This window comes from Flagellimonas sp. 2504JD4-2 (genome assembly GCF_053642935.1).
Window position 1 is genome coordinate 734,003 of record NZ_JBSIOV010000003.1, and the last position, 22,351, is coordinate 756,353.

19 protein-coding genes are annotated in these 22,351 nt (G+C 40.7%); 2 read left to right on the forward strand and 17 right to left on the reverse strand.

Annotation, left to right across the window (positions count from 1 at the left end; all coding sequences use genetic code 11):
• Positions 1-74 precede the first annotated feature (74 nt).
• Positions 75-1,229, reverse strand: a complete 1,155-nt coding sequence (locus ACULLH_RS14525) for a FecR family protein (protein ID WP_454089477.1) — start codon at positions 1,227-1,229, stop codon at positions 75-77.
• Positions 1,230-1,427: 198 nt separating this feature from the next.
• Here ACULLH_RS14525 and ACULLH_RS14530 point away from each other — a divergent pair, with 198 nt between their 5' ends.
• Positions 1,428-2,024 carry an RNA polymerase sigma factor gene (locus tag ACULLH_RS14530; RefSeq protein WP_454089478.1) on the forward strand — a complete coding sequence of 199 codons (597 nt, stop codon included), beginning with the start codon at positions 1,428-1,430 and terminating at the stop codon, positions 2,022-2,024.
• Between the two features lie 27 nt (positions 2,025-2,051).
• Here ACULLH_RS14530 and ACULLH_RS14535 read toward each other — a convergent pair whose 3' ends face one another.
• The 14 genes from ACULLH_RS14535 to ACULLH_RS14600 all read right to left on the reverse strand — a co-directional run bounded on the left by ACULLH_RS14535 (position 2,052) and on the right by ACULLH_RS14600 (position 20,306).
• Positions 2,052-3,329: an NRAMP family divalent metal transporter gene (locus tag ACULLH_RS14535; RefSeq protein WP_454089479.1), complete on the reverse strand. Its 1,278-nt coding sequence runs from the start codon at positions 3,327-3,329 to the stop codon at positions 2,052-2,054.
• A 4-nt stretch (positions 3,330-3,333) separates the two neighbouring features.
• Positions 3,334-4,002, reverse strand: coding sequence for a bifunctional 4-hydroxy-2-oxoglutarate aldolase/2-dehydro-3-deoxy-phosphogluconate aldolase (locus tag ACULLH_RS14540; RefSeq protein WP_454089480.1), 669 nt, complete (start codon positions 4,000-4,002; stop codon positions 3,334-3,336).
• Between the two features lie 7 nt (positions 4,003-4,009).
• A complete protein-coding gene (locus ACULLH_RS14545; protein WP_454089481.1) occupies positions 4,010-5,056 on the reverse strand; it encodes a PfkB family carbohydrate kinase in 1,047 nt (348 codons plus the stop codon).
• Between the two features lie 33 nt (positions 5,057-5,089).
• Positions 5,090-5,845: an SDR family NAD(P)-dependent oxidoreductase gene (locus ACULLH_RS14550; RefSeq protein WP_454089482.1), complete on the reverse strand. Its 756-nt coding sequence runs from the start codon at positions 5,843-5,845 to the stop codon at positions 5,090-5,092.
• Positions 5,846-5,853: 8 nt separating this feature from the next.
• On the reverse strand, positions 5,854-6,615 hold the full coding sequence (locus ACULLH_RS14555) for an SDR family NAD(P)-dependent oxidoreductase (protein ID WP_454089483.1): 762 nt from the start codon (positions 6,613-6,615) through the stop codon (positions 5,854-5,856).
• A 24-nt stretch (positions 6,616-6,639) separates the two neighbouring features.
• A complete protein-coding gene (locus tag ACULLH_RS14560) occupies positions 6,640-7,917 on the reverse strand; it encodes an MFS transporter (RefSeq protein ID WP_454089484.1) in 1,278 nt (425 codons plus the stop codon).
• A gap of 226 nt (positions 7,918-8,143) precedes the next feature.
• Positions 8,144-8,845: a FadR/GntR family transcriptional regulator gene (locus ACULLH_RS14565; protein WP_454089485.1), complete on the reverse strand. Its 702-nt coding sequence runs from the start codon at positions 8,843-8,845 to the stop codon at positions 8,144-8,146.
• 166 nt (positions 8,846-9,011) lie between these two features.
• A complete protein-coding gene (locus ACULLH_RS14570) occupies positions 9,012-9,899 on the reverse strand; it encodes a polysaccharide lyase family 7 protein (protein ID WP_454089486.1) in 888 nt (295 codons plus the stop codon).
• 56 nt (positions 9,900-9,955) lie between these two features.
• On the reverse strand, positions 9,956-10,870 hold the full coding sequence (locus tag ACULLH_RS14575; protein ID WP_454089487.1) for a polysaccharide lyase family 7 protein: 915 nt from the start codon (positions 10,868-10,870) through the stop codon (positions 9,956-9,958).
• 78 nt (positions 10,871-10,948) lie between these two features.
• Positions 10,949-12,916 (reverse strand): PKD domain-containing protein, encoded by a 1,968-nt coding sequence (locus ACULLH_RS14580; RefSeq protein WP_454089488.1) that lies wholly within the window; start codon positions 12,914-12,916, stop codon positions 10,949-10,951.
• A gap of 17 nt (positions 12,917-12,933) precedes the next feature.
• Complete coding sequence (locus ACULLH_RS14585) at positions 12,934-14,382, reverse strand: RagB/SusD family nutrient uptake outer membrane protein (protein ID WP_454089489.1); 1,449 nt, start codon at positions 14,380-14,382, stop codon at positions 12,934-12,936.
• A 10-nt stretch (positions 14,383-14,392) separates the two neighbouring features.
• Positions 14,393-17,497: a SusC/RagA family TonB-linked outer membrane protein gene (locus ACULLH_RS14590; protein WP_454089490.1), complete on the reverse strand. Its 3,105-nt coding sequence runs from the start codon at positions 17,495-17,497 to the stop codon at positions 14,393-14,395.
• Between the two features lie 348 nt (positions 17,498-17,845).
• On the reverse strand, positions 17,846-18,193 hold the full coding sequence (locus ACULLH_RS14595; protein ID WP_454089491.1) for a cupin domain-containing protein: 348 nt from the start codon (positions 18,191-18,193) through the stop codon (positions 17,846-17,848).
• Positions 18,194-18,245: 52 nt separating this feature from the next.
• Positions 18,246-20,306: a polysaccharide lyase family 7 protein gene (locus tag ACULLH_RS14600; RefSeq protein WP_454089492.1), complete on the reverse strand. Its 2,061-nt coding sequence runs from the start codon at positions 20,304-20,306 to the stop codon at positions 18,246-18,248.
• Between the two features lie 259 nt (positions 20,307-20,565).
• Here ACULLH_RS14600 and ACULLH_RS14605 point away from each other — a divergent pair, with 259 nt between their 5' ends.
• The gene (locus ACULLH_RS14605) at positions 20,566-21,282 is read left to right on the forward strand and encodes a ribonuclease activity regulator RraA (protein ID WP_454089493.1); all 717 of its coding nucleotides are present in this window, start codon (positions 20,566-20,568) and stop codon (positions 21,280-21,282) included.
• Here the strand turns inward: ACULLH_RS14605 and ACULLH_RS14610 are convergent.
• Both ACULLH_RS14610 and ACULLH_RS14615 read right to left on the reverse strand, forming a co-directional pair.
• Positions 21,279-21,536, reverse strand: coding sequence for a hypothetical protein (locus ACULLH_RS14610; protein WP_454089494.1), 258 nt, complete (start codon positions 21,534-21,536; stop codon positions 21,279-21,281). The genes ACULLH_RS14605 and ACULLH_RS14610 overlap by 4 nt on opposite strands.
• Before the next feature lie 11 nt (positions 21,537-21,547).
• Entirely contained in the window at positions 21,548-22,351 is an 804-nt protein-coding gene (locus ACULLH_RS14615; protein WP_454089495.1) for an SDR family oxidoreductase, read from the reverse strand.

Sequence of the window (22,351 nt, forward strand, 5' to 3'; positions counted from 1 at the left end):
AATAGACTTTTCTATTAGATAAATAGTTTGAATTAGTTAGTTTATTTCATTGGCCGTTTGGTTTAATCGAGTTATTATTTAAGAGTGACGTTGTTATTGTTAATGGTGTAATCTATTCCATAAGTATTCTTGAAATAATTCAATACGGTTTCTATGGGTTGATTTCCAAAGTTCGCGTTGAATCTCTTTTGGGAATACTCCATATTCTGGTTTGTGATGGCCACATTATAATGTCTTTCCAGTTTCTTCAAGATATTTTCCAAGCTCATTCCCCTAAATACCAATTCTCCCTTAACCCAAGAAGTATATATACTTGTAATAACTGGAGTTGTGGAAATATCGCGGGCCTGTCTATCAAAACTTCCCTTGAAACCAGGTTCAAGCACAACAGTATCGCTTTTGTCATCAGTTTGTAGACCCACCGAACCTTCTACCAAAACAACTTCGGTGGTTGTATCTTCTGGATAGTTGGAAACATTGAACTGCGTTCCCAAGACCTGAACATCCAAGTTATCGGAAGTGCTTATAATGAATGGCCGCTCAGAGTCTTTTGCTACATCCAAATATGCCTCTCCCACCAAAAAGACTTCTCTATTTCCTTTATTTAAAAATCGAACGGGATATTTTAAGGAAGAACCTGCATTCAAGTGGGCAATTGTTCCATCGGACAATTCCAACTCAAATCTTTTTCCATATGGGACCGTTAATTGATTGTAGATCAATTCTTCCGGATTAGTATTAGCATCATTATATATCAATCTATTGCCTTGTTGCTTCCCTAAAACCTCCCCTTTTGAATTCACTATTTCAGTGACTTCACCTTCGGAAATTATCTCAAGGTTTCCATCTTCATGTTCCAAAACAATGGTGTCCTCAGCCGGAGAAGCTATGTCTACGGACTTATTGAATACGTCGGAAAAGTAATCCTGTTCATACATAAAGCCTATACCTAAAAGCAAGATCGCTATGGCAGCATATTTTATGAATCGGGTAATTCTTAGGGTAACAACGGAACGCTTGTCCCTTTTTATTTTTTCTAAGATGAATTTTTTGGTCTTTTCCGTATCGAACTCGCTCATTAAATCTTCTATTGCGTAATTAATTTTTATATACTCCCGGAATGTCTGTGTATCCTTGGATTGCTCAAACCAAAGATTCAGTTCATCCCATTCTTTTTTTGAAATAGAGTTAGTAAGGTATTTTACAATGAGCTTTTCTATGTTCGTCATCTTCTTTTTGCCCTAGTCTTTTTATCTATTACAATGCAATTTTATCACACCACCAATATTTTGTTATTTTTTTTAATGTTTTCGTAATTTTTTTTTCCTGTTCCGTTCATATCAATAAATTTGATAGCTGAAAATGGGGATTTGATCATTTGAATTATAGTCGAATTCCCAAACATTCACTTAGAGTCAAGTTCAATTATGAAAAACAACCTCACTAAAAACTCGGACTTAATTCTCCAATTGAAAAAAGGAAATGCGGATTCCTATGCCTATTTGGTGGATACCTACAACCATAAATTATGTTTGTACGCCAATAGTTTAATGAACGACATTCCCATTGCTGAAGATATTGTTCAAAATGTGTTCATTAGGGTCTGGGAAAGGCGCGATAACTTGAACCCAAATTTTTCCATTAAAAGTTATCTGTACAAATCCGTATACAATGCTTGTATCAATGAGTACAAAAAGAATCAATCGGTCACTGCTTTGGAAAAGAAATACATTGAAGAGTTAGATCGTATTGTTGAGGATAAGGATGAAGCAGCCTTGGAGAAATTGATTGGCTTGGTTAAAGAAGCAATTCAGGAGTTACCTCCGAAATGCAAAGAAATTTTCCTTTTAAGTAAGAAAGAGGGATTGACCAATGTGGAAATCGCAGAGTATTTGAATGTTTCCAAAAACACCATTGAAAGACAGATTACCATCGCCTTTTCAAAAATTCGTGAAAACGTGGGTGGCAAGACCGATGTTATCCTTTTCCTTTTGTTCGGATTTCGGAGAATTCCAAAAAACTAGTGGAGAGAAATAGGCTTTGATTATTCTTTAAAAATGATTCAATAGGGCCAATATCCCATTATAGGATATCACCAAAGAAAAGAATAGAGCGGCTACAAGGCCAATATTTATCCCTACACCTGTTCTATATCCCTGCATCAATTTTTTGTTGTTAATCAGTAAAATGATGCCAATGATGACCAAGGGCAATACGAACACATTGAAAATCTGGGAGAGAATCTGCATCTCAACAGGATTTGACCCAAACATGGGTACAATCAGGGCAAACAAGCAGGCGAAGGCAGTAATTCTTTTGAATTGACGGGAACTGGTATCCAATTCCCCAGATTGGTAGTCCGCAATTAAAATGGGGACAATCAATAAAATTGGAAAAATTGAGGAAAGACCTGCGCTCAAGGTTCCAAAAAAGAAAAGCGTCAACGCGAATTTACCGGCGACCGGTTCCAAGGTATTGACCATATCCAAAACTTTGGTCACAGGTTTTCCATCATAAAAGAGTGCACCGGTAGCTACCGCCATGATGGCCGCACTAATCACAAAAACCAGGATAGCGGCCAAAATTGCATCTTTTTTCTGCTCTTTAATGTGTTTGACGGTCCAACCCTTACCTTTTACGAAAAGGGGACGGGATAAAAACGTTGCTGCGGCCATGGTTGTACCCACAAAGGCGGCCACTAACATCTGTCCACCTTCAACTTGGGGAATGGAAGGAACAAGACCACTAAGAACTTCAGACGGTAAGGGGTACACCCAAAAAAGTGATATCAGAAATGAGAACCCCATGATGCTCACAAAAATGACAAGAATCTTCTCAAAAAAACTGTACCTCCCCACCAATAACAATGCATACATGGCCACAGTTACCAAAATGGCAATGAATAGCACGACCTCGTACTTGAAAGGTGTAATCTCTGGGAAGTAAATTGCAAATATCTCATAGATGATATTGGCAGAAATACCCATTATACCCATTAAGGAATTCCATTGACCAACAGCAATTCCGATAATGATCAGTATGGCAATCAATTTACCCCATTTCAAGTGTTTTTTGAAGGCAAACAGGGCAGTCTCGCCTGTCAGCAAGGTGTAATTGCCATATACAAACATAAGTATCCCTGAAAAAAAACAACTAAGCAGAAGTACCCATAAAAGTTGCATCCCATAGGTGCTTCCTGCCACGATCATTGAGGTAACACTTCCAGTACCAATAGTATAGCCTATAGCAAAAATACCGGGGCCAAAAGCCAACACCACCGCAAGCAGTTTTTTTAAAAACGATTTCTTTGTCGATTGTTGACTTTCCATTTGATCAGTTTCTGACCTTAGCGATGGTTTCCAATGTTTTTCTTACCAAATTTTCAAGCGCTTTAAAATCCTTGTCGGCCAAGATTTCTTTGCTTATCAACTTAGATCCCATTCCAACGCAGGTAACACCGGCATCAAACCAAGCTTTTAAATTATTTTCTTCAGTGCTTACCCCTCCTGTGGGCATTACGCTAGTCCATGGTTGCGGACCTTTGATCGCTCTTACAAAACCAGGACCGTAGGTGGAACCTGGAAACAGCTTGACAATTTCGCAGCCCAATTCCTCAGCTCGATTGATTTCCGTTAAAGAACCACAACCGGGCGACCACAATATTTTTCGTCGGTTACAGACTATCGCAATGTCTTCCCGAAGGGATGGTGTCACAACGAAGTTAGCACCCATTTGCATAAACATTGAAGCTGCTCCTGCGTCCGTAATAGAGCCCACTCCCATAATCATTCCTGGGAGCTCATTTAGAGCGTATTTGTTCAATTCGGAAAAAACCTCAAATGCAAAATCGCCACGAGCGGTAAATTCCATCAATCGCGCACCTCCATCATAGCATGCTTTGAGCACTTTTTTGCCCAACTCCACGTCGGGATGATAAAAAAGGGGAACCATTCCGGTGCTCCCCATAGTTTCTACTACTTTAATTCTAGTATATTGTGCCATGGTATAGTTATCTAGCTACCCTGCCAGAGGCATCTCCGCTCATCAATTTTTCAACTTCAGCTACCGTAGCCAAATTTGCATCACCTTTTATGGTATGCTTAAGGCACGAAGCTGCTACAGCAAAGTTCAGTGCGTTTTGGTCATCCTCAGGATACTTGAGCAATCCATAAATGAGACCTCCCATAAATGAATCACCACCACCAACGCGGTCCACGATGTGGGTTATTTGATATTCAGGGGATTTGTACATGGTCTTGCCATCATACAGCACTCCCGCCCACGTATTATGGGATGCCGACAAGGAACCTCTTAATGTTGTGATTACCTTTTTCGCTCTAGGGAACCGTTTCATCATCTGTTGGCAAACCGAAAGAAAAGCTTCAGCCTTAACATGCTCTCCTTGTGTGGTAATGTCCAATCCCTCAGGTTTTATTCCAAAATGTTTTTCAGCATCTTCCTCGTTCCCCAATACAATATCGCAATAAGATGTCAATTCGGACATAATTTCCTCTCTTTTTGCATCATCGCAATATTTCCAAAGCTTTGCGCGGTAATTCAAATCCGTTGAAATGGTCACTCCCAAATCGCTTGCGGCCTCCACCGCTTCCAGGCATGCATCAGCAGCCCCTTGCGAAATTGCTGGAGTTATTCCTGTCCAGTGGAACCATTCCACACCTTGAAAAACTGATTTCCAATCGATCATCCCCTTTTCAATTTCCGCCATGGAGGAATGAGCACGGTCATAGACTACTTTGCTACCGCGACTTACCGCACCAGTTTCCAAAAAATAGATGCCAAGACGATCTCCGCCAAAAACAATTTTATCCATTCCAACACCACGTTTGCGCATTTCCATTAAGGCGCATTGTCCTATATCATTGTTCGGGAGTCGGGTGACAAAATCCACTGCCACTCCATAGTTGGCCAAAGATACCGCTACGTTGGATTCTCCTCCACCATAAACTACATCGAAGCTGTTTGCTTGCGAAAATCTCAAAAATCCCTGAGGAGCCAAACGGAGCATGATCTCTCCGAACGTCACTACTTTTTTCATTCTAAAGTTTAAATTTTAATTGCTATTTATTTTTCAGCTAAAAGCTAAGCCGCCGTTTATATCAATATTGTTTCCGGTTACAAATGAGGCTTCATCAGAGGCCAAGTACGCCACTAAATCTGCTACTTCTTTCGCAGTCCCTTCCCTTCTCAGCGGAGTTCCCGCTGCCACTTTTTTCCTTACCTCATCTTTAGTAAAATCGTCGTGGAATTTGGTTCCTATAAGACCAGGACATACAGCATTTACGCGAATTCCCTTGGGGCCAAGTTCCTTGGACATGGCCCTTGTGAAGGTACTGACCGCGCCTTTGGAAGAACTGTATAAAGCAGAGCCACCACCGCCACCATCCCTAGCCGCTAGGGACGAAAGATTAATTATTGAAGCTCCGCTACCCATAAGCGGTTCAAAAGCCTGGGACACAAACACAGTGGATTTGAAATTTACATCCATAACCAGATTGTAAAAGGCTTCGTCAAATTCGCCCAATGTTTTTCTGGCGAAAAGACCACCCGCATTGTTCACGAGGATGTCGACTTTATTGCCAAAAGCATCAATAACCTTTGCCTTTAAATCTTCAATTTCTTTAAGGTTGGACACATCTGCCTTAATAGCAATTGCTTCTTGTCCCAGTAATTTTATTTCTTCAACCGTCTCTTTTGCTCCTGATTCAGAATTATAGTAATTAACGACCACTTTGGCGCCTTCTTTGGCCAACTTGATAGCAATGGCTCGTCCTATATCTCTAGAACCTCCAGTTACAACGGCTATTTTCCCTTCTAGTTTCTTCATTTTTTATTTTATATTCCTAAACCTTGTCCACCGCCAACTTGAATAGTTTCAGCGGTTAGAAAAGCAGCATCACTACCCACAAGGAATGAAATAACCGAAGCGACTTCCTCAGGTTCCCCCAAGCGTCCAAGTAGTATATTATTTTTCCATGAGGCAAATACCTCTGGTTTAGTTGATTTAATCTGTGTATGGAAAGGTGTGTCTATTGTACCGGGTGATACCGCATTCACGCGAATACCATATTCTGCCAAATCTTTGGCCAATGCCCTTGTTATGGCATGCACTGCAGCTTTGGATGTGCCATAAATACCAGCGCCAGGTCCGCCGGCGTTCCAACCAGCGATAGACGTATAATTGATAATCGAAGCATTTTCTGCTTTCTTTAGAAAAGGAATGGCCGCTCTTGAAACAAAAAACGTCGAGTCAAGATTTAATGCCATTACGCCCCTGTAAAACTCTGTGGTCATATCTTCGAATCTGGATCTTCCACCCAAACCTCCTGCGTTGTTTATCAAGGCATCTATTTTACCATGTTTTTTTCCAATATTGCCAATGTTGGTATTGACCGCTTCCTCATCGGTAACGTCAAAACCAAGGTATTCCGCCGTAATGCCTTCTGCGGCAAGCTCTTTCACCCTTTGCTCTCCAACTTCATCTTCTATTCCATTCAAAATTACGGTATATCCATCCTTTCCAAGTCTTTTTGCTACTTGAAAACCTATACCTCCTGTTGCTCCGGTTATAACGGCTACTTTTCCTTTTGAAATCATTTGTTATTCTTTTATTTGATTTTGTTATATCGAATCGAGTTCGACTGGTTTTATTTTTCTAATTAAAATGTATATTGATAGCACTGCCAATGGAGCGAGCACTGCAATTATTATAAATGCCGGGGTGTATGAAACCGTGGTTATTTTTGGTATGAGCCAGTTCATAATAATCACTGAAATTGCAGCTACGGTACCTGCAAGACCCGCCAATGTTCCGACTGATGGACCTTTAAGCAAATCGCTTGAAAGTGTTTGTATGTTTCCAATAGCGAATTGAAAACCAAAAAGCACCAAGGCCACGATATAGATGAAGGTCATAGGATTGTTGCCTTTTACAAAGAAGATAATGCCCATCAACCCTAAGAAAATTAGAATCCCTCCGATTAAAATGGAAATCTTTCGGGAATAGTCAACGGAGTGTTTTTCCATCAGTTTCCCACAGAACCATCCACCTAAAATACTTCCCGCCATTCCGCCTAGGTATGAAATCCAAATGGTAGATCCTATTTCCTCTATACTGAAGCCAAATTTGGAATTCAGATATAAGGGCATCCATCCCACAAACAACCACCAGATCGGTTCTATGAAAAATCGAGAGACCAAAACTCCCCATGATTCCCTATAGCTTAAAATTTTTGCCAAGGAAGACCCTTTTTCCTTTTTGGACTCCTCTACGGGCTCTATTCGGTCAGAAAGAATCATTTTCTTTTCTTCTTCCGTAATCCACGGATGTTTTTCTGGCTTTGCCTTATTGATAATCAACCAAGGGAATATCCATACAAATCCAACTAAACCAAGTATTATGAAAGTGGTACGCCAACCGAATTGGGCATACAAAAAGGCGATCAGAGCGGGAGCGATTACACTACCCAACGAGGCCCCTGCATTAAAAATCCCTTGCGCGATGGCCCGCTCTTTTATCGGATGCCATTCACCATTGCTCTTTACCGCACCGGGCCAATTACCTGCTTCTCCAAGACCTAGCATAGCCCTAACTACGGAAAGCGACATCAAGCCTCTGGCAAAGGCATGGAGTATAGCTGCAGCGGACCAAAGGGCAATTGAAAAAACAAAACCTAATCTTGTGCCAATTTTATCGTAGAGTTTGCCCGATAAGAACTTGCCCAGCGCGTATGTAATCATGAAAACATTCAACATGACTGCGTAATCTGCCTCATCCATGCCTAAATCCTTACCCATTTCGGGCCACATTACCCCAAATGCGGTTCTATCAATGTAGTTGATAACGGTAGCAATACAAATCAATGTGATCACCCACCATCGTAAGCCTTTTAATTTCATCTTTTTAAAGTTTTAGGGAAGAGTGAACAGCGTTACACGAAAGGCTAAATGATTCTTTTTGAAATCAGCCTTTTTCATCAAACACTTTTAAACTTAAACATGATATATTGGTCACTCAGACGAGCAGGACATGATATCGTATTTTGTTTAGCTTTCTTCCCTCCAAATATTTCAAAACGGCAAAAACTTAAGCGTGCAATTTTGTTTTTACCCCTAACAATTCTTCTTAAATATTATAACAGTACTGGTACAGGATTTTAAAATGGGTCTTCATTTTCTCCTTGGCCATTTTTGGGTCTTGTTCCCTTATTGCCTCATAAATATCTTCGTGTTCCTGGATTCCCTTGAACGACAGGTTGGCATCACAGACATGGTACTTTTCAAAATTGGTTATGATCTCTGGCGTAATAATCAACATAAAAGTATTCATGGTGCTGTTCTTGCTTGCCTGCGCTATGGCCAAGTGGAACAGCAAATCTTCTTGAACGGCATCCTTTCCGTTCAAAACTTTCTCTTTGTAAGCATCCAAAGCTTGGCGCATTTTTTCAAGATCTTCATCCGTTCTCCTTAATGCAGCCAAACGCACCGTTTTAAGTTCCAATAGGATTCGGGTTTCTACCAAAGATTTAAAATCGGGGTCTTCCAATCGCAAAATATCATCCATCATTCCGCTCATGGCTATCTGACCAATATCCGCGATAAAGGTTCCGCTTTGGGGTCTGGATTTCAGTATCCCGAAAAACTCCAATTTTTGAATAACCTCCCTGACATTGCTCCTGCTCACACCGAATTTTTCCGATAGCATTCTTTCAGAAGGCAATTTGTCGCCAGGCTCCAGGTTTTTATAATTTATGAAATCGCGTAATTTGGAAATCAGCTCCTTTTGTATTTCACGATTTTCGCTCTTTGTAAGTATATCAACTCTCATAAAACTATCTCAATCAAAACTGGTTAACCAGATTGGTTTGTTAAATTTAATCAATTTGCCGTAACAAGAAAAGTATCGTTGTTACTATTATCAACCTGATAATTTTTAGGTTAGTTTTTTAACTATTGGCCGATTAAATCGGCCAATAGTTATTAACCAAACTAACTCAATGTTCAACTATCAAATCATAATATTTTACTTTGGCGGAAGCTCCTTCATCTTTACTGATCAAATAGTTTCCAGCCTTAAAATAATTCTCAAAAACACCCCACTTTTCCATATTTACGTCCTCTTTCACAAAAAATGCATTGTCGTTCAGAATTACCTCGATCCTTCCCTCCGAAGCGATTACTTTCAATGAGAACTTATCCGTACCCACTTCCTCCGGAAAAGAGTAGGGTTCATCATCTTCCCAAGCAGAGGTATGCAACATTTCTTCATTGGAAGCATTCAAATCCTTCAATTTTTTTGTGTGCACCCTTACTTTACCGTCGTTCCAATAAATCTTTAAGACCGGGGGCGCATTGTTGTCATCCTCTCCGATCAGATCACGTTGTTCATTTGTCAATCTACCATGAATCTGCATGATTATAGTTCGATGTTTCTTCCCATTTTCATCTTCGGAAATCGAAGGAACTGAAAGCGTTCCCGACATGGTACCGCCTTGGGCAAAAGTCCAATTGGTATTGTTGCTTCCCGGCACCATTTGTTCTCTCAGCTCCGTTCTCGAATATGAGGAATTAGGTGTGGAAGATCCAGGATATGTATAGAACACCAAAGACCCATCGGTGGAATCGTTGTACATAAATGGCAGCAACTCTTCATTCGTGGCATAATCCAAAATTTCCGGTGGTTTTACTTCATCTGGACGACCAATGGGCAAGGTTACTTTCCAATGGCTGAGGTCTATCTCTGGAAGTAAGTAATCAGGCTCTGAAGTTTCTGATTGCCCATCATCAGCTGCTTCTTCATCAATTACAACTTCATCCGTGGTTTGTTTTTTTTCTGGGATATCTTCAGATGAGGATTCGCAACTTACAACGGTCAATCCCATAATGAGAAAAAGTGAAAAAAAGTTGATATGAATATTAGTTAAAATCAAAATCTTATTTAATGTGTTACTGATAAGTCAAAGAATTTTACCTTGGCATAGGCACCTTCATCCCTTGATTGGAAATAGTTACCGGCCTTGAAATAGTTTTCAAATACACCCCATCGTTTTATACTTGGGCTATCATAAACAAAGAATTCATTATTGTTAAGGGAAACGACCATTTTTCCATCAGCCACCTTGATTTCCAGATTGAACTTTCTAAAGCCCACTTCTTCTTCAAAGTTTTGCCCTTTGTCATCCTTCCATGCTTCCTTGTATAAGATTCCCTTTGATGAAACCGCTGGATTTACCAGTTCTTTGGTTTTCACCCTGATTTTACCATTATGCCAGTATATTTTTAAAATGGGCGGCGCGTTATTGTCTTTTTGTCCAATCAAATCACGTTGTTCATTGGTTAAACGGCCATGAATTTGAAGGATGATCACTTTATGGTATTTCCCATTTTTGTCCCTGGTCACCTCATCCATTGCAATTTTAGCCTTGAGTATCCCGCCTTGGGCAAAGGTCCAGTTGGTATTATTATCGCCAGGAACCATTTGCTCCCGTAATTCCGATCTCGAATATTTTGTATTCGCCGTGGTCGCATTGGAAGGAAATGCATAAAACACCAAGGAACCAGATGTGGAATCGTTATACATGTATGGCTTTAAAGTTTCATTGTTGGCATAATCCAAAATCTCAGGTGGATCAACACTTATGGCTCCCCCTTTTCCCTTACCTTTTGGAATAGTAACTTTCCAGTGGCTCAAATCTATGTTTGGGAGTTTTACCTTTTTCTTCTTTTTCCTTTTTTTCTTTTCAATTTTAACGTCCGATTCCGCAACACTACTCTTCTTATCTTGGGAAGTAGCATTGGCAGCAAGAAATGCCATTAAAAGAACAGCCAGGTATTTCTTTCGGAAAACTTTCATTTCTAAATTCTTTTAAAGACCACCCAGACCCAATCTGTGGCCTGGGTGGTTTTATCTAAAACAATGGATTGTTTCTTGTTAATCAGTAATTTCTACATTATCAAAGAATGCTTCGGCCGAACCATCAACAACATCTATGTTTCTCACGTAAATGACAATCTGATTTGTCGAAGCCGTGAATTGAAATGTATGTGTGGCATAGGCATCACCATTTGTGTCAAAAATATTCGGAATTGCAAAATAGGCATCAACATCCGGGTCTGCACCTAGATTGGCATTAATACCCGTTTCATCGGCAATCTCGGTGTTTAGGATAAATACTTCAGAGGTTATTCCTGCAGCCGTGGTCCGTGCATCAATTGAGAATGTATATGTTGATCCTTGCTGAACAGTAACTACTTGGTACAAACGACGACCTGTCTCATCCAGTTTTGCTCCCCTTGTTCCATTGTTACCATCGCTGGTAGATCCAGCTTGCTCACTATTATCACCATATTCTGCCTCAAGCCAGCTATCCAATGCACCGTTATCCCAAAGGGGATCATATGGACTAGGTATTGTATTTCCATCATTATCCACAACAGTACTGTTAGGCGTCATGTCCCAGGCATCCGCATTGTCACCTGTGTTAACCGTGAATTCGTCGAACGTACCATTAAGCACTTGTACAACAAATCCTTGGGAAACTACAAGTTCTTCTGAGGCCACATGAGAGTTACCAGTAATACTAGTTGCGGTCAGGGTCACAGTGTAAATACCATCCTCTGCATATGTATGTGATGGATCCATCCCCGTAAACTGGAAACCGTCGCCGAACTCCCATAATAAGGTCTCTGCGCCCTCGGAAGCATCGGTGAAAGTAAATGTTCTATAATCATCCGGGTCAACTTGAGAAGTGAAATCGGCAGTAACCGGAGCCAAAATCTCTATGGATTGTTCCAAGGTAGTTGACAAGCCAGATTCATTTGTTGCCACTAGGGTAACCGTATAAGTATCAGCATCTGCATAAACATGGGTTGGAGATTCTTCCGTAGAAGTATTTCCATCACCGAAGTCCCAATCATAGCTTACCGCTCCTGTTGAAGAGTTCGTAAATGTATACTCCAAAAAGTCAATCTCACTTTGTGCGGGAGTAAATCCTGCTGACGGTGGTACGGCACCTTCCGCTCCTACATCTATAGTGAAATCATCCAGCCTACATTCTACGTCCCCGTTAGTAAAGAAAATAGCAATTGTATTGTTATCTCCAGAATTGAAAGACAATTTCTGTTGCACGTAGACATCCGGTTCGTCATCGTTGGTCACTGTAACGGATGCTATTGTACCATTTGCAACATCGTCAAGCGTTTCAAAAGTACCTCCATTTTGTGTTACGCCCAGCACAGATACAATTAATCTGGCATCGGAAGAACCACTCAACATTGTATACCAAAAGCTTAAATCATAGTTCGTTTCTGGATCTACGGTAATTTCCTGATAGCCAATACGATCTCCAGCAGGAACAGGTAGCTTAGCACCTTGATCTCCAAATGTCACTGGACTTCCGGTTATCTGAATAACACCACCTAAATCATTATTTCTCCAAGAATCACGGCCATCACCGCCGCCTGCGGGAAGGGTATCATCTTCAAAACCGGCTTCGATGATGATGGGTTGAAATGGACCTTCGACCACGATAACATCTATCGTAGTAGTTCCACTTATACCGTTACCATCCGTAGCGGTCAGTGATACCGAATAAGTACCCTCACCATCTGAAAAAGTGAATGATGGATCTTCTTCTGTTGAGGTATTTCCATTTCCAAAGTCCCATGCGTATTGCAAGGCTTCCGTGGAAAGGTTGGTGAAATTTATTGTTCTAAAATCGTCAGAAGAAGAAGCGTATGAGAAATTGGCTTCTGGAAAAACAGTATCCTCTTTGGAATTTGCCCCAGGCAACTCATCTCTGAAAAGCTCATCTCCAACACAGCTCATAACAATACTGGCAACGACCAATGTCGCTAACAACAGTTTTGTTTTCTTAAATATGTTTACTTGAAATTTCATAGTTCTTTAAATTAATTTTAATACCCTGGGTTTTGTGTTAAAAGTCCATCGCTTAAGTTGATTTCCCTTGCCGGAATCGGCAATAAAAGGTCTCTTGCCGAAAAGACATATCCCATCTCCACAGCATGGGCACTCAATACTTCATTTGCAACACCAAATCGGAGTAAATCGAACCAACGCTGGTTTTCAAACGCCAATTCTACACGTCTTTCAGTCAAAAGCTCATCTTTTGATACACTTGATATTGCATTCGGAGCAGTAGCTGGGAAAGCTCTATCCCTTATCTGCTGAAAAGATTGGAGTGCACCTATATCCGAGGTGCTGGTCCCCGCGCCAATAGTAGCTTCCACATGCATCAGCAGTACATCCGCGTAACGCAGCGCTATATAGTCGTTACCAGCATTACGGGCATTGTCTCCGTAGGTAGGTGGAGAAACCGTTATATCGGATCCTTCCGGTAAAAACTTGATAACTTCAATTGAGCTACCCAGATTAATAAAAGATTGTGCCCCACGATCTCCTCCAAACGCACTAAAATCAGAGACTAGATTGTCGTTGACAATATTTTGACCATCTTCCCGACCTTGACGGGAAAAAGAAGTGAACTCAGAAGAGAAACTTTGACTTTCCAGCGTATTACCAAACTGATATTGGATTGCGAAAACAATCTCATCATTCAATTCATTGTAAAAAACATCTGAAAAGTTGCTTTGCAACGAAAACTCTCCGCTATTGATGATTGCTTCGCAGAGTTGCTCGGCACCTGTGTAATCCGGGTTTGGCTGAGACATATAAACCTTAGCCAAAATTCCTTGCGCTGCCGCTCTGGAAGCTCTGGCCTTATAGGTGTTGTCCAATGTGTTAACTGCCTCTTGTAGATCTTGCACTATTTGGGCATATATCTGTTCCTCACCAATTCTTGTAAAAAGGGCTTCACTATTATCAGCTCCCACTACCTCGGTTACCAAAGGCACAGCACCAAACAGCCTTACCAATTTAAAGTAGGCATACGCCCTCAAAAATTTGGCCTCAGCGGTATACCTTGCCTGATTGCTTGCATCAGCGATGTCAATAAATCTTAGTGCATTATTTGCCCTAAAGATGACCTCATACATTGAGGCGTAATAATCCTCTGATTCCACGTTGTTCGCGTCAACTACATATCTATGGAAATCTGACTTGGAACCTTCCAAGGTTGCATTTCTTGTATTATCGGTACGATGCTCCGTTAAGAGGTGTTCAAACTGTACGCCACGGTTAACATTGCCAATATTGGTTACCGTATTTTCATTTACGCCTTGGAGCGCATCATAAATTCCCAATATACCTGCCTCCACATCCGCATCGGTCTGAAAGAATGATTCTTCCACCACGACAGTATCCGGAATTGGATTTAAAAACTCGTCTGCTTCACACGACGTTAAAAAGGCCGCAACAGTGAATGCTATATATTTTAAGTATTTCATAATATTTTTTTTAAAAATCAATGTTTAGACCTAGCGTTATCGTCCTAAAGATGGGTGTACCGGCTCTTTGCGAACCAAATGCCCTGATATTCCCATTATCATCATGCTCTGGATTGAAGCCATGATAATCATCTGCAGTAATATAAATTAGGTTTTGTCCGGTCGCGTAAATCCTAAGGCCATCCAGACCAATTTTTGATAGTAAATCCCTGTCAAAGTTGTATCCGATATTTACATTTCGCAGCGAGAAGTAATCTGCACTCGCAATTACCTCGCTGGTCAACACCTTTTCTTGAATAAAGGATTCATGAGGTACTAGGCCGTCCGCAACAGCTTGGGCCTCCCCTCCACTTCTGGTCCTATTGCCAAACCAATTGTAGAAATATTGATCTCCAATATTATTTACCTGGGCCCCTAAGCTACCTTGAACCATAAAGGAAAGGTCAAATTGCCCAAGCTGAAAATCATTGGTAAAACTGTAAATCAAATCTGGGTAAGGATCTCCCAGTATTGTTTTGTCCTCCTCGGTGATGATTCCATCACCATTTAAATCTTTAACTATCGTGTCATCTGCCTGACCATTGATCCTGTTCCAAGGATTATCGACGTAAGTAGTTCTAAAAGAGGTCTCATCATAGGCATCAGTATCTACCACAAATCCCCAATACGAAGAAATTGGCTCTCCTATTCTATTGATCCATTGAGAATTTCTACCATATGTATCTTCGATAAGAGCGTTATTGGAATCCCCAAAACTTAACAGTTCATTTTGATTGGTAGAAGCTATTATTGTGGAACTCCATCTAAATTTCTCGTTGGTGATGTTTCTTGTTCTTAGCTCGAACTCCAAACCTCTGTTTTGAACCTCACCCAAGTTGACAATACCATCGTTAAATCCCGTGACATAGGAAACTGGATTGTTCAACAATAAATCATCACTGTTTCTTCGGTAATAGTCTATGGATCCCGAAATTTTATTGTTCCAAAAACCATAGTCCAATCCAACGGTCAATTCCTCCGAAGACTCCCATCCCAAGTTATTGTTGGCTATGTTCAAAGGTGATATACCCGAAACCAGGGCATTATCAACAACAGCGTTGGAATTCTGTAATAATGATAAGTAAGGCCATATGGTTTCTTCAAGTGTACTAAGATTAAAATTCTCAGCACCCGTAAAACCGTAACTGGCCCTGAACTTTAGATTACTTACCACATCACTGGAAAGCAGGAAATCTTCTTTGGCAACGTTCCATCCAATGGATACGGCCGGGAAATTACCCCATTTGTTATTTAAACCAAATACAGAGCTTCCATCCCGTCTAATAGATGCATTGAAAAGATATTTGTCCTTATAGGCATAATTTACCCTTGCGAACATACCGATTTTCTTACGTTCACCGTTGCTTTGAAATGCAGTAGTATTATCGGGATTCGCTCCTTGAACATTTGGAAGACGGTCATCGGTAAAACCATTTGCATTAATCTGACTTATTTCAGTTTTTCGCTGTTGTATGGTTATACCCCCCAAAACATTCAAATCATGGTCACCAAAGGTTCTATTAAAGTTCAGTGTGTTATCAGAGACCAATCTGGTGCGGAACCTGTTTTCTAAGAAGTAATTGGACCTTGATGCACCAGAAGCATGGTAATTAACACCATCATATCTATCTCTCTTGCGCTGCTCCAAGGTTATACCCAAGGAGGTTTTTGCTGTCAATCCCTTAGCTAGTTTATAGCTTAGATAGGTAGAACCAAATAGTTTGGTGTTGAATTCATAGTGTTGGCGTTCGACATATTGCTGATATGGATTGGAATCACCTGAGGTTCTAGGTCGCTCTGTGTTCCCATCATTATCATAATCCCTATTTTCCAAATGGTTTTCCCAAAAGTAGTCTCCAACACCTACATCTGGATAAACACTGCGGTTAATGAATTGCAATGTTTCCTCGGTATGGAAGATGGGTAACCAAGGGGATTGCCTGGTTGGATTATGAATGGAAGTAGGTAACCTTCTTTGTTTTGTGTATGAAGGAGATGCCCTTAGACCAAACTTTAGTTTCTTACCAATTTTGGTATCAAATTTTAAGTTTGCCGTATACGATTTGTAATCATCGGTAATGACCACACCTTCATCATGCAATGACCTAAGAGATGCACTGAATGTTGAGTTATCAGTTCCCCCACGGGCGGAAAGGGAGTGGCTTGTGACGGTACCTCCATCAAAGAAGACATCTTGCCAATCCCTGTTAACCCCCGTGATGTTAACCAAATCCAGGGCATACAATGTTTCTCCGGAAAGTGTTCCGGTTGCAGCCTGTTCTATAGCGGCCCATTCATTCAGGTCCTTGCGATAATCATCGCTACCGTGGGCCTGTTTAAAGCCTGTGTAACCTTGATAACTAAATTTTGTTTTTCCAGCCTTTCCACTTTTTGTTGTTATCAATATGACCCCATTTGCTCCTTCACTTCCATAAATAGAAGCAGAAGCCGCATCCTTGAGTACTTCAAAGGATTCCACATCGTTCATATCAATATTGGCAAGAAACTCTGAACTCACAACAATACCATCAATAACCAAAGCAGGACCTGTGTCTGAACTAATAGAACCAACACCCCTAATATTAATGGTTGGTGCACCACCCGCTTCTGCATTTGTTGCCTGGATGTTTACACCAGATACCTGACCAATAAGGGCGTCATCCACCCTGGATACGGCAATCTGATCTAAAGTTTCATTGACAACTTTGGAAATTGATCCGGTTATGGTTGATTTTCTTTGGGTACCGTATCCAATGACAACAACCTCATCCAATTGACTTGTATCTTCTTGGAGCGTAATGTTAATGGTTGATTGTCCCGAAATGATTACTGTCTGGGTGGCAAAACCGATATATGAAAATTGTATTACTTCATTGTTGGAAACGGTAAGCGAGTAGTTTCCATCAAAATCGGTTTGAGTACCTCTTGTTGTGTTAAGTACGATAACGTTTACCCCAGGAATTGGAACGTTATCCTCACCTGTTACGATTCCAGAGACGCTGTAGGAGTCCTGGGCAAATGACCGGATACTGACCAGCAATATCGCAATCAATAATAGTTTCAATTTAAAATTCATTTGTTTTAGTTAGTTTCAATAATTCATGTTGATTAGTAAAATTCAATTCACATCGTGCATTGTGATTGTCGCCCTCGCTTACTGTCAACCACCACTGATCTCTCAAAATCAAATGAATTCCGTAGTTTTGTGTTGACAAGTAACTGTAAAGTGTATTTGTTTATGTATTACTTCCCTCCAAAGAAGTGATATACACAAAAGGATAGGCGTGCACCTATCCTTTTTTTATTTTTTACGTTTTCATAGTTAGGTGTTTTCTATTGGTATTCCAAACTGGTTAACCAATTTGGTTTACCAAATATATGTTATTTTTTCGTTAAAAAAAGTAATTTCTTGATTTTAACACTTTTAGCTCATAAAATCTTCCCGGATAGGACTAAAAACATCAATCAAAACACCGGCTTCGGTGCATATTGCTCCATGTAACGCATGAGGCGGTATATAGAAAGAATCACCCCCTTTTAGTGTCTGGGTCTTACCATCGATGGTCACATCAAAGCTTCCGCTTTCCACATAGGTGACCTGTGAATGGTAATGCTCATGCATCTGGCCCACGGCACCCACCTCAAAGTGAACTTTTACAAGCATGATCTTATCGTCATAGCCCATAATTTTTCTTTTCAGTCCTTCACCTACGACCTCCCACTCAAGGTCTTCTCCCTGAATAAATTCCTTACTTGCTCCAAATGTTTTCATATAAAAGTGCTCTTGATGAGTTAAAAAAATAATTTCTCTTGATTTGTTGATGCTATCTTATTTTTGGTGGTACTCCCGGACCCACGGATGCATCCCTAAACCAGATTTCCGTATAACAACCATTTTCATATTGTTTGGCGATATCACCGCCATAGGTTTCCGCCCCGGCATACCAAACCATATTCGTTTCAGGACTTTTCCCATTAGTTTGGTTATATGCCCCTTGTTTAAAATAACCCAACTCACCCTTGTATGCATCTGCCCGTTCTGTTCCATCTTGTCCAATGGGAACAAACAACTTTTTTACCTGGTCTGGCAGATCTGATTTATTGACATACTCGGATGCTATAAGGTTTTTGGTAAATGTTTTGGTTTCATGACCTTCACTATTGAAGGTCAGATACATAATACCATCATAAACATTCACTTCGTAACTAAATTCTTCACCTAATTCTATTCCTTCCTCGGGCTCATCGGGATAATCATCTTTGCTTGTTCCAATGACTGACATATCGTACCCCCAAACCGCGGTCGAAAAATCCCATCTTTTCGAATTGTCATCCCCGGCCGTATTGATTTCATAATTCCAAAACACAGATCCCTTCGAGTGACCTGGAAATTTCTTGTAGAATATTTTTAGGGGTTCATTTTCATGCCCTTCCCCACCATGGATTTGTCCAACCACAGTTGCGTATGAGGCTGCCACCCTGGCATCCCCGGAAAGGGAAACTTGCATTACTTTGCATTTACCGGTAAGATTACCCCCCTGCTCGGGTGTCCATTCCCTTTTTTCGTTCAATTCGGTTCGCGTGTTGCTTGAGTTTTTTGAAGTAACACCCGAATTAGGCGTTTTATAAACTACCCAACGTCGTGTGCCATCAATTACGGTATAGAAAAAATCTTTGTGTTCGAACTCAGTAAGGTCTTCCTCATGGGTTCCATCTCCCAACAGTATTTTAAATTTATCCATAAAGGGAATAACCTCATGGGGATAGACCGTTTTCTTGCTTAAATCATCATTGGCTTCAAAATATCCTGCGTTCGAAATGGCATCGTCGCTAATATCGATACTGGCTGATTTAAACCATACTTCAGCATAATTTCCATCCGCATATTGTTTTTGGATATCGCCACCATGCGTTTCGGCACCAGAACACCAGACTTTATTCACCTTAGGGTCTTTTCCATTGGTTTGATTGTAACATCCTAATTTGAAAAAGAGCCCTTCACCAGCATAAGCATTTTCACGCTCAACCCCATCCTGGCCTACAGGCACAAATAAGTTTTCAACTTGTTGTGGAAGGTCAGAACGTTTTGAATACTCCGATGCGATAAGGTTTTTGGTAAATGTTTTGGTTTCATGTCCCTTACTCGTGAACTTGAGATACATCGTACCTTTCTTAATCTCAACTTCGTAGCTAAACTCTTCACCCAAAGCAATTCCATCTTCGGGTTCCGGTGGATAGGTATTTGTATCGACCCCAATAGTTGAAAAATTATAACCCCAAATGGGATAAGAATAGTCCCATCGCTTCGAATTGTCATCTCCAGCAGTATTGATTTCATAATTCCAAAAGACTGACCCTTTGGTATGACCGGGAAACTTTTTGTAAAATATTTTAAGCGGCTCGTTCTCATGTCCATCAGCACTATGAATTTGCCCAACAACAACGGAATGCGTTGCGGCTACACTAGCATCACCTGTAGTTGCCACATTCATTACCTTTAAGGTAGCATTCATCTTAGCATCAATCATTGGTGACCATTTTTTTAATTGCGCCAGTTCGGTTCTTGTATTGTTGGAAGTTCCATGGGTATTCCCAGCGTTTGGGGTTTTAAACACTACCCAATCCTGTTCCTGATCCCTTGCGGCATAAAAGAAATCCTTGTTCTCGTAGTTGGTTGCCCGACCCACGTTGGAACCATCTCCCAAGATTAAATTCCAATGCTGAAAAAATGGTATAACGTGGTTTGCTTTAACACCGGTACTTACCCCATCGACATTATCAACAGGATTTTGTTTTTTGTCTTGGGTACGACAGTTAAGAAGGAAAATGGCGGATATCGCTAATGGATAATGGGTGAAAATTGATTTTGATATTTTGAGGCTCATGTTAGTCGATATGTTGGTTAGGTGTATGTAAGAAACTTTAGTTTTTTAGCTGTTCGTAAGTATTCATCTTTTGAGGATGCCTTAAAAGAGCGGTTTATATATCTTGAAATCAGTAAAAGAAACCTTCATCTTGTTTGGTGAATAATATCTTAATTTAAATTGGTTAACCAGATTGGTTTACCAAATATATGTATATTTGACGGACCACCAAAAATTTAACATAAAAAATATCACATACACCTTTAGCATACCAATAGTCATGGATAACACTTCAACAACAATAGATAGCTTAAGAAAGGTAAGTACGGCCACCGTGGCAACCTGTTTATTTAAACGTGGATTGCGAAATCAATTTATTCAAGGGGTACGTCCTCTTAAACAAGGTAGATCGACTATGGTTGGTTTGGCCTATACATTAAGGTATATCCCCGCACGTGAGGACTTAAATACGATTGAGGTATTCAAAAACCCGAAGCATCTTCAACGCGCAGCGGTCGAAGAATGTCCTAAAGGACATGTACTCGTTATTGATAGCCGTAAAGATGCACGAGCTGCTTCAGCGGGCTCCATTCTGGTCACCAGACTTATGAAAAGAGGTGTGGAAGGAATTGTAACCGATGGTGGTTTTCGGGATTCTGCTGAAATAGCAGAGCTTGATTTTCCTTCCTTCCATAAAAATCCCACAGCACCGACCAATCTAACACTTCATCAGGCCATTGCCATCAACGAACCCATAGGCTGTGGGGACGTTGCCGTTTTTCCCAGAGATTTTGTTGTGGGCGATGATGATGGTGTCATGGTAATTCCCTCAGCAATTGCGAATGAGGTCGCCGAAGAGTGTATGCAAATGACCCTCTATGAAGAGTTTGTATTGGAAAAAGTGAATGAGGGACAAACCATTATTGGGCTTTATCCACCCACCGACCCAAAAACCCTTCAGGACTTTGAAGACTGGAAGAAAAACAAACTACGCTAATCCCAATTTTTGTTTAAAATGTCCATCATAACCGGATATTGCTCATCCGTATCATCTATCTCCGCTCTTAAACGTCTTAATTCCCATTTCATTTCCTGGATAATATTAGCATATCTCGGTTCGTTATAAGCACTTTTGATGCTCTTGGTAATCTCCGGCCAAGCTTTGCCCGGCACAGGATATCTTTTGTATTTCTCTATAAGTTGAGGATTATCTTTCAGAGCACAAGAGTAACAGTGTCTTTGTGCAGTCATGTCCGGGTAGTTTATTTTATGTAATCTTCAGTCAGTAAGGAACGGTCCAAATGCACGTATCCACCATCCACGATTATAAATTGCCCGGTGGTATGTGATGATTTTTCCGAAATGATAAAGAGACAAGTGTCCGCAATTTCCTGCGGAGTAGTCATCCTATTTTCAAGAGGGATTTTCTTGACAATCGACTTCAATTTCTCCTGCCCCTTTTCCATGCTTTTGATCCATACGTCATAAGCGGGCGTCCAACTTTCTGCAATAATTATGGCATTACTTCGAATACCCGAGTTGATAAGATCCACTGCCCATTCCCGGGTCAATCCCAACACTCCGCCCTTGGCGGCAGCATAACCTGAAGTTCTACCTTGCCCCGTAAGTGCGACCTTGGAACCGATATTCAAGATATTACCTTTTGCTTTCCTTAGGTAAGGCAAACAGTATTTGGTCATGGCATAAAAACTGACCAGATTCAGCTTAAGGGAATACATAAAATCATCAATAGGAGCATCCAAACTCACTCCATCATTTACGCCCACATTGTTGATCAAGACATCCACCCGCCCGTATTTTTTGCCGATTTTTTCAACCGCCTCTTCAATCTGACTTACATCTGATAAATCAATCTGAATAAAAATGGAATCGAAACCTCTTTCCTGTAATCTCTTTTCATATTCAAACCCACGAGGGTTACGATCCACAATCACAGGAGTTGCACCTTCACTGGCCAGGGAGTCCACAATGGTCTGTCCTATGCTTCCCTTTATCCCGGCAGCTCCAGTTACAACAACTATCTTGTCCTTTAAGTTTAAATCCAT